The organism is uncultured Campylobacter sp. (assembly GCF_938018145.1).
Taxonomy (GTDB): domain Bacteria; phylum Campylobacterota; class Campylobacteria; order Campylobacterales; family Campylobacteraceae; genus Campylobacter_A.
Map to the genome: position 1 here is coordinate 1 of NZ_CALIII010000168.1, position 11,501 is coordinate 11,501.

An 11,501-nucleotide genomic window follows, 5' to 3' on the forward strand; every position below is an offset into this window, starting at 1 on the left:
ATGAGGTGAAATTTCTTGCTAACCTTATCCCAGCCGAAAAACATAACGGCAAAAAACGTCGCCTCCATAAAAAACGCGAGCAAGCCCTCGATAGCTAGCGGCGCGCCGAAGATGTCGCCGACAAACCAGCTGTAGTTCGCCCAGTTGGTGCCGAACTCAAATTCCATTATGATACCGGTAGCCACGCCGATAGCGAAGTTTATACCGAAGAGTTTGAGCCAAAATTTGGTGATTTTTAGCCACTGCTCGCTGCCGGTTTTGACGTAAATACTCTCCATAATGGCGATGATAAAGCTAAGTCCCAGCGTGAGCGGAACAAACAAAAAGTGGTAAATCGCGGTGAGCGCAAACTGCGCGCGCGACCAATCGACCGAAGCGATTTCAGACATTTTATTCCTTTGTCAAATTTGAGATTACGAAGTCGGCTTTGGCCTCGTTGCTCTCAAATTTTGAATTTAAACTTTCATCAAAGATAAATACTTTTAAAATCCCGAACATTATAAGTAGCTTGATAGCTATCACCAGCCACAGGCTCTTTCCGAGCTTCATGTTCCTAAAGCCGTCGATATACAAAGACGAGATGTTTTTGAGATATTTTTTAATCATAACTTAACATACTACAGAAATTTAACTTAAAATATCATTTTAAAGTTTTAGACTTGCAAAATTATTTATGCTCTCAAGCGTTTATAAATTTTAAATAAGGTATAATCTCGCTAAAAATTTAAAAGGCGCGATATGCAAAAAAATCTAAACGAAACAAAGTATATTTTTATAACGGGCGGCGTGCTAAGTTCGCTAGGTAAGGGCATCGCGGCGGCTTCTATCGCCACGCTTCTTAAAAACACGGGCTTAAAAGTAAGCATGCTAAAGGCTGACCCGTACATCAACGTAGATCCCGGCACCATGAGTCCGCTCGAGCACGGCGAGGTTTTCGTCACCGACGACGGCGCGGAGACGGATCTGGATCTGGGGCACTACGAGAGATTTTTAGACGAGAGCCTAAGCCAGGATAACAACTTCACGACCGGCCGCGTTTATAGCTCCGTCATCGAAAAAGAGCGCAGAGGCGACTATCTAGGCAAAACGATCCAAGTCATCCCGCACATCGTGGGCGAGATCGTTGATCGCATCAAAAAGGCGGGCGAGGGTCGCGACATACTGATCGTTGAAATCGGCGGTACGGTAGGCGACATCGAGGGATTGCCGTTTTTGGAGGCTATCCGCGCCCTTCGCATCGAGGTCGGCCGCAAACGCGCGATGAATATCCACCTAACTCTCGTTCCATTTATAAAAGTCGCGGGCGAGCTAAAAACCAAACCGACCCAGCACAGCGTCGGCGAGCTGCGCCGTATCGGCATTAGTCCCGATATGATCATCTGCCGCGCCGAGCAGCCGCTAAATCGCGAGTTAAAAGATAAAATAGCCGCCAGCTGCGGCGTAGAGCGCAACTGCGTCATCGAGAGCATCGACTCGGCCAGCATCTATCAGGTGCCGCTCGCGTTTTATAACCAAGACGTCTTAACGCCGATCGCCGAAATTTTAAATTTGGGCGAGCTAAAGCTTGATATGCGCAACTGGGACAGCCTAGTTAAGCGCATCATCGCGCCGACGAAAGAGACCACGATAGCATTTGTGGGCAAATACGTCGATCTAAAAGAGAGCTACAAGAGCTTGACCGAGAGCATCATCCACGCGGGCGCGAGCCTTGACGCGAGGGTAAATTTAAAGTGGATAGATAGCGAGAAGATCGAGCCCTCAAACGTCGAGGAGCTACTAAAAGACGTAGGCGGCGTGCTAGTTGCCGGAGGATTTGGCGAGCGCGGCGTGAGCGGCAAGATCGAGGCGATCAAATACGCCCGCGAAAACGGCGTGCCGTATCTTGGCATCTGCCTAGGCATGCAGCTAGCGCTCATCGAGTTTGCCCGCAACGTGCTAAAGCTCGAGGACGCAAATTCGGTCGAATTTAAGCCCGAGTGCGTAAATCCTATCATCTACCTCATCGATAGTTTCATCGACGCGCACGGCCAGACGCAGATCCGCACGCACCAAAGCCCGGTCGGCGGCACGATGAGGCTTGGCGCTTACGCCTGCGACGTGAAGCCGGGCTCGCTGCTAAGTCAAATTTACGGCGGCGCTAAAAGCGTCAAAGAACGCCACCGCCACCGCTACGAGGCAAATCCGAAATACAGAGCCGAATTTGAAGCAAACGGCCTGATAGTTAGCGGCGAGAGCGACGGACTGATCGAGGCCGTCGAGCTTAGCTCGCCTGCAGCGGGCGCCAAAAACTCACATCCGTGGTTCGTCGGCGTGCAGTTTCATCCGGAATTCACCAGCCGCCTAACAAATCCAAATCCCGTAGTTTTGGGCTTTATCAAGGCTAGCCTAGGAAACCCAAAATAATCAAATTTAGAGCCGATCGGCTCTAAATTTTCTTTTCCGCGACAAATTTATCCAGGATTACTTTTACGAATTTTTCGGTAGAGTTTTTGCCGTAGCTAAAATAAAGACTAGGCTCGATAAGCTCGACTTCGTTGATTAAAATTTTATCTTTTGCGCCGATTAGATCTATCCTTGCGTAGACGGGATTAAAGGCAAGCCTAGCTAAAACGTCTCGCGCGATGTTTAAAAAGGCTACGGGCGGCTCTACCGAGCTAATCTTAACGCCGAAATTCGAGTTTGCCCTATAATCCTCGCTAGCAGGCGAGCGGCGTACGGCGTGAGAAAAAACGCCGCCTAAAAATATCAAGCAAATTTCGCCGCTAACGGCGATCTCTTCGATAAAAGGCTGAAGCAAAGCTCCGTTTTTATATTCGCTTAAATTTGATATTTCGTCGATTTTAGCTACGCCGTTGCCGCTCTGTCCGACGAGCGGTTTTATCACGCCGCCCGGGCAAATTCGCCTTAGCTCTTCTATATTTTCATCGCCGTTTAAAAGCGTGCTAGGGATCGCGGGAAGTCCTAAGGCTTCAAGTTCTAAGAGGTATTTTTTCGATAAATTCCAGCGCACGATCTCGGCGCCGTTTATTATCTTCGCTCCGCTTTTTTCAAGCTCGCCCAAAAACGATAAAAATTTAGCCGCGTCTAGGCTGTAATCCCAAGCCGCAAGCGGCAAAATCAAAGAATCTTCGTCTAGCGAACCGACGTCTAAATTTTGCCACGGTACTATCTCGCACGGCGCGCCGCCGTCGCTAAACGCGCGGCTTAAATTTCGCAAATCCTCGTTGCCCTTTGCGTAAGCAAGGCAACTTAAGATAAAAATCCTCACGCGCTACTCTACCCCAAATGCCGACTTTGCGACTACGGCCGGTACGCCGGCATCGTCGTAAAAAATATCCACGTTTACTTTATAAAGCTCTTGTATTAGCTCTTTAGTTATGGTTTTTTTAGCTTCGCCTTTGGCTTTTATCTTGCCGTCGCTTAGTAGCAACACCTCGTCGCTAAACTGCGACGCCAGCGATAAATCGTGCAGTATCATCACGGTAGTTATACCGTGCTCGCGCGTAAATTTCCTAACGCAGTCCAAAAGCACGCATTGATGGTGCATATCAAGAGCCGAAACAGGCTCGTCCAAAAGTAAAATTTTAGGCTTTTTGATAAGCACGGAGGCAAACATCACCATCTGGCGCTGACCGCCCGAAAGCTGCATCACGTCGCGACCGGCTAGATGTAAAATCCCTAGTTTTTTCATTATCTCTACGGCCGAGTTTATTTGCTCGTCTTTTAGATAAAGCCCGAGACTATCCATAAGCCCTAGCAAAACGACCTCAAGAGCCGTTAAACTCGCGTCTACGTAGCTATCTTGGGGCATGTAGCCGATTTTCTTTTTCCACGAGAAATGGTTTTTGAAATTTAACCTCTCTTCGCCGAATTTAATCTCGCCCTCATAGCCCATCTCGCCGAAAATCGCGCTTATGAGCGTAGTTTTGCCTGCGCCGTTAGGCCCTAGTACGGAGTAAACCTTGCCTTCTTCAAAGCTAGCGTTTACGGCATCTGCCGTGCAAAGCGAGCCGCGGTATATCGTTAAATTCTTAAGCTCTAGCATACGTTTTTCCTTGAGAGGATGATCCAGAAGAAAAACGGCACGCCCACAAACGCCGTGATGATGCCGACCGGAAAGAGTCCGCCCGGATTTATAACCTTAGAAAGTACCGAAGCTATCGACAAAAACGCCGCACCGACGAAGATAGTAGTAGGCAGGAAAAATCTCTGATCCTCGCCGACTAAATTTCTAGCGATATGCGGAGCGACCAGACCGATAAAGCCTATAACGCCGACGAAGCTAATAACCGTAGCCGTCATAACCGAAACTATAAGCAAAATTTTAATCCTAAGGGCGGATAAATTTACGCCCATGCTTTTGGCTCGCTCTTCGCCCAGTTTCAAAGCCGTTAGCGCCCAAGTATTTAGCATCAGTAGCGAGATGCATACGACCGTTACGACCGTAGCGACGGCCAGCGTACTCCATTTAGCCTTTTGGAGGCTACCGAACAGCCAAAACAAAATCGCCTGCGAAATCTCGGGCGCGGACAAAAACTGCACCAAAGAGAGCATTGACTGAAACAAAAACAAAAGCGCGATACCGACTAAAACCAAAGTAGCCGACCCAAATCGCCTCATCATCGAAAACAAAAACAGTATAGACGCCGCTAACATCGTCATGATAAACGCACCGATAGGCACGGCGTAAATTTGAGGCAGTCCAAACGAACCAAACGCCATCACCAGCGATGCGCCAAACCCTGCCGCCGCGGCAAGTCCCAGCGTATAGGGGCTTGCCATAGGGTTGTTTAAAAGCGTCTGTATCTCTGCGCCGCCCGCTCCCAAAGCCGCGCCTACGACTAAAGCCATAAGCGCTACGGGAAGCCTGATATCGTAAACGATGTGGTATAAAAATTTATCCTGCTCGCCGCCTAAAATCGGCTGTAAAAGCGTATCTACGACTTCTCTTGGCGAGAGCATCGCAGGCCCGGTACCGATATCAAACACCATCGATACAAGACCCACGACTATAAAGCTCAAGATGATGATTAAGCGTTTAAATTCGCGCTTTCTATGAGCCTTTACGACCTCTTCGGAACTTATTTTATTCATTTTTCGTCCGCTTGGATGGCTATAGTTCCGACGGGAACGACAGGCAAGTACTTTTTGTGAAAATCAACGTAGGTCTTTATCGGATCTACGTCTTTAAATAGCTGCGGATACAAAGCTTTTGCGATATATTGCACCATCGCCATATCCGCAAGCGTTCTTGACGCGCCCATATATAGGCCGTATAAGCGGTTATTTTTGATAGCCGGAAGCTCTGACCAACCGACGCGTTTTTTAAATCCGTCCAGTCTTTTTAACGCTTCGGCTTTATCTATGTTTATGCCCATTACCATCGCAGTCGGTTCTTTTTTTAGTTCGGTTTCGCGGCCTGTTATCATTATAACGTCGGGTTTTGCGGCTATGACTTGCTCGGCGTTGATGGGTGCCCACTGCTCGACTAGATCGGCTGCGATATTATCTCCGCCGGCCAAATCTATCAGCGAACCCCACATATCTTTACCGTAGGTTATCCCTGTGTCGTCAGGACCGCCGCGGCCAAATTCTATGTAAATTTTAGGCTTAGGCAAATTTGCTTTTGCGATGCGGTCGCCTACTTCTTTTACGGTGTCTTCGTATAGTTTAGAGATCTCGTCCGCTCTTTTTTCCTCGCCTAAAATTTCGCCTAAAATTTTAGTGCTTTTTACGTGAAGCTCAACCTTCTCGCGGTTATAATCAAGCACGACTATCGGGATATTTAGATCGGCTAAAGGCTTTAAATCAGGCTCTAGCACGTTATACTGCCAAGATGCGAGTATTAGCAAATCGGGTTTTAGAGAGATAACTTTTTCTACCGAGAACGTACCGACCTCTACCTCGCCGAAGTCCGCAAGCTTATTTAGCTGCGGTAGCGCTTTGCTATATAGATCCCAGCTAGCAGGCGTCCAGTCCGTCCAAACCTCTTTTGAAAAGCCCACGACTTTATCTAAAGCCTTAGTGCCGCCGACGGCTAAAAAGTCGGTATAGTAAAAACCCAAAGCTATGCGTTTAACGGGTAAATTTACCTTTACCTCGCGACCTAAGACGTCTTTTATGACCTTAGTTTCGGCCGCCGCTTGGGTCGCCGAAAATACCGCAAAAAGCACCAACAGCGCTTTTAAAAAAGTTCTTTTCATATCGTTCCTTTTGTTGAAATGAGAGCGCAATCATACATAAATACATCTTAACCTATGGTTAAATATAATAACTAATATCATTTTAAATATAATTTCGACTTGTTTAAAATTATAAGAAATTAAATTTCAAAAAGCTATAATTTGCGCATTAGAAAATAAAAAAGAAGGAAAAAGATGAAATTTGAACCAAAATTTAGCCTTTTTTGCGGCGCGGTAGGGGTAAATTTGACCCCGGGGGCGAGCGAAAATTTAGGCAAAAACGGTGGCAAGGCGGCGAAATTTGACGGCGAGGCTTACGCAAAAGCCCGTCAAAACGATGTTGAATAAGGAAAAAATAAAGGAATTACTGAACCAAAGATTTGAAAATGACATTCACAAAAAACTTTCAGAAATTCCTACGCCTGATGCGTTAAAGGATGTATTTAAGGGTGCCGAGCGCATAAAACGCGCGATCGAGCGAAATGAAAAGATCGTCATAGTCGGCGACTATGACGTGGACGGCGTGATTGCTAGCGTCATAATGGCTGAGTTTTTCGATGATTTGGGCGTTAGCGAGTATTTCGTGCGTATCCCAAATCGCTTTAGCGACGGATATGGGCTAAATCCGCAAATCGTCGAGGAGATCGCGGATGCCGGCCTCATCGTGACCGTAGACAACGGCATCTCGGCAAACGACGCGGCTCAAATTTGCAAGCAAAAGGGCATCGATCTCATCATCACCGATCACCACATGCCGCCCGACGTCCTGCCTGATGCCTACGCGATCATAAACCCGAAGCAAAAGGATTGCCACTTTCCAAACGTCGAAATTTGCGGCGCTCAGGTCGCGTGGTATCTAGTGGGCGCGCTAAAAGACGTGTGCCGTATCAACTACGATATGGGTAAATTTCTCGATCTCCTCGCTATCGCGATAATTGCTGATATGATGGAGCTTCGCGACCTAAATCGCATCCTAGTTAAGCTTGGCGTAAACCGCCTAAACAGCTCGCGCAGGCCTGCATTTACGGCGATAAAGCAGCTTTACGGCAAGGATAAATTCGAGTGCGACGACATCAGCTTTCTCATCGCGCCGCTCATCAACTCCTCGGGCCGTATGGACGATGCGAGCGTGTCTTTTGAGTTTTTGCGCGCCAAAAACTTAGACCGCGCCTGCGAGTGCCTCGACACCATCGTGAGCTTTAACAACTCGCGCAAGGAGGAGGAGCGCACGCTTTTTGAGTGCTCGCTAAAGGACGTGCGCGAGGACGAGCACATCATCGTGACTTGGGGCAGGGGCTGGCACGAGGGCGTCATCGGCATCGTCGCCTCGCGTCTGGCAAAGCAGTTTAAAAAGCCCGCCATCGTCTTTAGCATCGACGAAAACCGCGCCAAAGGCAGCGCTAGAAGCGTGGGCAAGCTAGACATCCTCTCGCTCATCGCTAGCCACGAAAATTTACTCGCGGGCTACGGCGGGCACAAGGGAGCTGCCGGCATCGTGATAGATCCGGCAAATTTAGAAGCGTTTAAAACCGCGATAAATAGCTCGTGTATGCTGATGGATTTGCACGAATTTAGCGCATTTGACGAGCCTTTGGGTGAGATAGAAGCCGGCGAAGTGGACTTTGAGCTGCTTGAAATTTTGGAGCATTTCGAGCCCTACGGACAGAAAAATCCGCGCCCGCTCTTTGAGATCAAATCCGCCGTCGTCAAAAACAAAAAACTAATCGGCAGGGAGCAAAATCATCTAAAACTCATCCTGCAAAAAGACGGCAAATGCCTCGAAGCGCTGTTTTTTAACTTCACTCGCGAGCCGCATGCGGGCGAGAGCATCGACCTCGTTTTTTCGGTATCGAAAAACTCGTTTCGCGGACTCGTCACGCCGCAGCTACTAGTAAAAGAGATTTTGTAAATTTAATCTCGGTTTCGCTAAACTCAAATTTGATGAAACCGAGATTACTTAAATTTATAATTCTAATCCGTTAAAGTTACTTTTCTACACACTTAACGCAAACTGCCTAAATAGCACGGTTTGAGCTAAATTTCACACAAAATAATTAACATTACATAAATATTCGTTCTTTATTTAAGTTTATTTTTGCTTCAATTTCAATATTAAATATTAATTTTGCAGGAGCGAAAATGAAAATTTCTTACGTTTTGGCACTGGCCATGGCGTCAAATTTGATGCTTAGCGCCGAGGAAGCGATAAGCCTGAGTCCCGTTACCGTCTCGTCAAAAATGCAAAAATCAGCCCTCGACGAGCCGACCAACGCCCAAATAGCCGGAAAAGGCGCGATACTGGAAAACAGCGATATCGCCAAATCGCTTTCAAATTTGAACGGCTTTACGATGGAGCGTAAGGGCGGAGGCGGCAGCGAGGTTTATTATCGTTCGCAGACGGCGGCTAGGCTGCCCGTACTTATCGACGGTAGCACGCTAAACGGCGGCTGCGGCATGCGCATGGATACGCCCATCACCTACATCTCGGCGCAAAACTACAGCTCGGTTCGTATCGTAAAAGGCCCGCAAGACGTCAGATACGGCGCGCTCATTAGCGGCGGTATATTTTTCGATAGAGAGATAGCAAGGCTGTCAAAACCGAGCTTCGGAGGAAACGTAAGCGTGCTGGGCGGCAGTTTTAAGCGGTTTGAAACTACCGCGGACGTAGCGGCGGGGAATGAGCTGGGCAGCATAGAGGTTTCCGGCGGACACTATGAGAGCGGCGACTATAAAAGCGGCGGCGGACAGAAAATGCATACGCACTATAAACGTAACAGCGTCTCGCTAGTAGGCACGCTAACGCCCACGGAAACTACCGCCTTGCAGTTAAGCGCGGATCTGGGCGAGGGCGAAGCGGCGTATGCCGACAGGATGAGGGACGGCGTGCAGTTTGACCGTAAATCTTTCGGACTCAAATTTGAACAAGACGTCGGCGAGCACAAGATCAGGCTAAGCTCGTACTATCATCAAATCGATCACATAATGGACAACTTCACCATGCGTCCGGTGGTGCCGGGCACGGGACGCGGCAAGGGATATAGCATCAGCCACCCGATACGCGATATGTACGGCTTTAAGCTAGAAGGCGAGCTAAATTTCGACAATCTAACAAGCTATCTTGGCGCTGGGTACTCTGAGGATGTATTTAAGTGGAGAGGCGCCGGAACGGGCGGAGCCGGCGTATCTAAAGCCGAAATGGACGCAGCCGTATCAAAGCCGCACGTAAAAGAGCGCAAGGTAACGTATAAAACGATCTACACTCAAAACGAATACGTCCTTGAAAACGACTACGGGCTTTTTGGCGGACTTAGGCTGGACGCGGGCGAGAGAAAACTGTTAAAAACGCATAAGAGCAGGAAAGAAAATTTATTCTCAGGCTTTTTTAGATACGAAAAATATCTACAAAATTTAACGCTTTATGCTGGGTTAGGGCATGCACAAAGACTACCTGATCACTGGGAAACGAACAAGGACGCGAACTTAGAGCTACGTAAAGAAAGAAATACTCAGCTGGATTTTGGCGCAGTGCTAAAAGATCAAAACTACGAACTAAGCGCGAATTTTTTCGTCTCAAAGATGGATGATTATATCATGCTAAAATATAATCCTATGGGCATGTCCTCAGACGCCTTTAATACCGACGCCCTGCTATACGGCGGCGAGATAGAGGGCACTACGCTGCTAGCCGATATGTTTAGGCTGGGGGCGGGAGTATCCTACGTCTACGGCAAGGTGACTAAAAACGCGGGCGGCTTAAAAGACGGCGACGCGCTGCCTAAGGTTTCGCCTCTAGCGTTTAAACTAAGCGCCGGTTTAGAAAAGCCCGACTGGTTCGTCAAAGCCGACTTCTACGCTAACGCGTCGCAAAACCGCGCGCAAAAAGGCTACGGCGACGTGGGCGGCATGGACCTGGGCAAGAGCGATAGCTTTTGGACGCTGGGGCTAAGCGCGGGCTATAAATACAAAAATTATCAATTTTTGCTAGCGGCGGAAAACCTAAACGACGCCAAATACGCCTATCATAACTCAAAAGGCGGCTACGGCGGCGGTATCGCAGGCTACGAGACTATCCCGAACGGCACGAGGCTTTATGAGCCCGGCAGAAGCTTTTGGGCGAAATTTAAGGTGCATTTTTAGGGCGTAGCTCGGTTAAATACGGCGCGGTTCGGTTTGGATTGTTTTCTCTCGGAACTGCGCCGAGTTTATGCTAATATTAAATTTGCCGCGTTGGGATTTTGGCGATACTTTGTTTGTTTTGGCGGGTTTTTAAATTTGAAGTCAAATTTAACCAAAGCGAGCATTAAATTTGGCAAATTTGGAGATTTTTATAGTGATGTAAAGAAATAAATTTAAAAATGGCGGAATATCTAACTAGAAAATTTGATAGAAATTTCGGGGAAATCCCCCGAAATTTAAGCTCTTTTATCTTCCAAGCGATTTAAAACGGGTTTTAAAAACTCGTCAAATTCGTCTTGCGTTAGCACTCTTTTGCCTAGTTTTTCCTTGCACTCTTTACCGAGCTCGCAAAGCACCTCGCGGTTTGCGATGCTTTGAGCCTTGCCGTGTCTTGCTAGCACCGTGTTTAGCTCGTGTTCCTCTGAGAAATTAACCAACTCGCGATCTGTTGCCATTTTAGCTCCTTTGCTAAGAATTTGTATGATGATTATACAGTTTTAGGTTTAACGTATGGCTAAATTTGCTGGGTAGGCGAGTGTGGCAGCATAAATGCGTTAAATTTAGTACTAAAAGCAGCGTTAAATTTGAGTAGTTAAATTTAACGCGCTGCTTTTTAAGCTGTAGCGTCAAATTTGACGAACCGCGCTACTCTATCCCGCCCAAAAGCGGCACAAATAAGCACTCGTCAAGCGCTTTTTGCGTTATCTCGCCGCGAGCGTCTTTTTTAAATTTGACGATAAACTGTTTGCCGTCTTTTTTGATAGGAGATACTAAAATACCGCCGTTTTTTAGCTGATTAAAAAGTGTTTGAGGCACCTGCTGCGCCGCCGCTGAAAGCAAGATCCTGTCGTATGGCGCATAGCTCTTCCAGCCGACGTTTCCGTCATCAAATCGCACGTGAACGTTGTGGATTTTAAGCGCCTCAAAGCGTTTTTTGGCTTCGCTCGCGAGCTTTTCGATGCGCTCGACGCTAAAAACCCTGTGCGCCAAATGCGATAAAATCGCCGCCTGATAGCCGCTACCGCAGCCGATCTCTAGGGCGTTGTCGATATCTTCGGCTTCGAGCGCTAGCGTCATTTTGGCTACCGTTAGAGGCGAGCTGATCCATTGATTGCCGCCGATGGGCTGAGCGTCTAGGCTGTA

At 47.8% G+C, this 11,501-nt stretch carries 12 protein-coding genes; 4 read left to right on the plus strand and 8 right to left on the minus strand.

The features are described from left to right. Together Q0338_RS03850 and Q0338_RS03855 are read right to left on the minus strand one after the other, a co-directional pair. The coding region (locus Q0338_RS03850; protein WP_298085607.1) for a cytochrome ubiquinol oxidase subunit I at window positions 1–389 on the minus strand (389 nt) is incomplete at its 3' end. 1 nt (window position 390) lies between these two features. Then, window positions 391–606, minus strand: a complete 216-nt coding sequence (locus Q0338_RS03855; protein ID WP_298085608.1) for a DUF4492 domain-containing protein — start codon at window positions 604–606, stop codon at window positions 391–393. Between the two features lie 132 nt (window positions 607–738). On the opposite strand from Q0338_RS03855, the gene Q0338_RS03860 reads away from it, so the two are divergent. After that, window positions 739–2,403 (plus strand): CTP synthase, encoded by a 1,665-nt coding sequence (locus Q0338_RS03860; RefSeq protein WP_298085609.1) that lies wholly within the window; start codon window positions 739–741, stop codon window positions 2,401–2,403. A gap of 22 nt (window positions 2,404–2,425) precedes the next feature. On the opposite strand, the gene Q0338_RS03865 is transcribed toward Q0338_RS03860, so the two are convergent. Genes Q0338_RS03865 through Q0338_RS03880 form a run of 4 tightly spaced genes read right to left on the minus strand, consistent with a single transcriptional unit; the run spans window position 2,426 to window position 6,203 of the window. Beyond that, on the minus strand, window positions 2,426–3,268 hold the full coding sequence (locus tag Q0338_RS03865; protein WP_298085610.1) for a hypothetical protein: 843 nt from the start codon (window positions 3,266–3,268) through the stop codon (window positions 2,426–2,428). A gap of 3 nt (window positions 3,269–3,271) precedes the next feature. Further along, window positions 3,272–4,045 (minus strand): ABC transporter ATP-binding protein, encoded by a 774-nt coding sequence (locus tag Q0338_RS03870; RefSeq protein WP_298055175.1) that lies wholly within the window; start codon window positions 4,043–4,045, stop codon window positions 3,272–3,274. Further along, a complete protein-coding gene (locus Q0338_RS03875) occupies window positions 4,039–5,094 on the minus strand; it encodes an iron ABC transporter permease (protein WP_298085611.1) in 1,056 nt (351 codons plus the stop codon). The genes Q0338_RS03870 and Q0338_RS03875 overlap by 7 nt, the downstream gene beginning before the upstream one ends. Next, window positions 5,091–6,203: an ABC transporter substrate-binding protein gene (locus Q0338_RS03880; protein WP_298085612.1), complete on the minus strand. Its 1,113-nt coding sequence runs from the start codon at window positions 6,201–6,203 to the stop codon at window positions 5,091–5,093. The genes Q0338_RS03875 and Q0338_RS03880 overlap by 4 nt, the downstream gene beginning before the upstream one ends. A gap of 174 nt (window positions 6,204–6,377) precedes the next feature. Between Q0338_RS03880 and Q0338_RS03885 the strand changes: the two genes are divergently transcribed. The 3 genes from Q0338_RS03885 (at window position 6,378) to Q0338_RS03895 (ending at window position 10,319) form a co-directional block, all read left to right on the plus strand. Next, entirely contained in the window at window positions 6,378–6,530 is a 153-nt protein-coding gene (locus Q0338_RS03885; protein ID WP_298085613.1) for a hypothetical protein, read from the plus strand. Next, window positions 6,520–8,091 carry a single-stranded-DNA-specific exonuclease RecJ gene (gene recJ / locus Q0338_RS03890; RefSeq protein ID WP_298085614.1) on the plus strand — a complete coding sequence of 524 codons (1,572 nt, stop codon included), beginning with the start codon at window positions 6,520–6,522 and terminating at the stop codon, window positions 8,089–8,091. Before Q0338_RS03885 ends, recJ begins: the two co-directional genes overlap by 11 nt. A gap of 230 nt (window positions 8,092–8,321) precedes the next feature. Continuing rightward, complete coding sequence (locus Q0338_RS03895; RefSeq protein ID WP_298085615.1) at window positions 8,322–10,319, plus strand: TonB-dependent receptor; 1,998 nt, start codon at window positions 8,322–8,324, stop codon at window positions 10,317–10,319. Between the two features lie 275 nt (window positions 10,320–10,594). Here Q0338_RS03895 and Q0338_RS03900 read toward each other — a convergent pair whose 3' ends face one another. Both Q0338_RS03900 and Q0338_RS03905 read right to left on the minus strand, forming a co-directional pair. Further along, entirely contained in the window at window positions 10,595–10,813 is a 219-nt protein-coding gene (locus tag Q0338_RS03900) for a hypothetical protein (RefSeq protein WP_009494786.1), read from the minus strand. A gap of 190 nt (window positions 10,814–11,003) precedes the next feature. Then, on the minus strand, window positions 11,004–11,501 hold a 498-nt coding region (locus Q0338_RS03905; RefSeq protein ID WP_298085616.1), incomplete at its 5' end, for a protein-L-isoaspartate(D-aspartate) O-methyltransferase.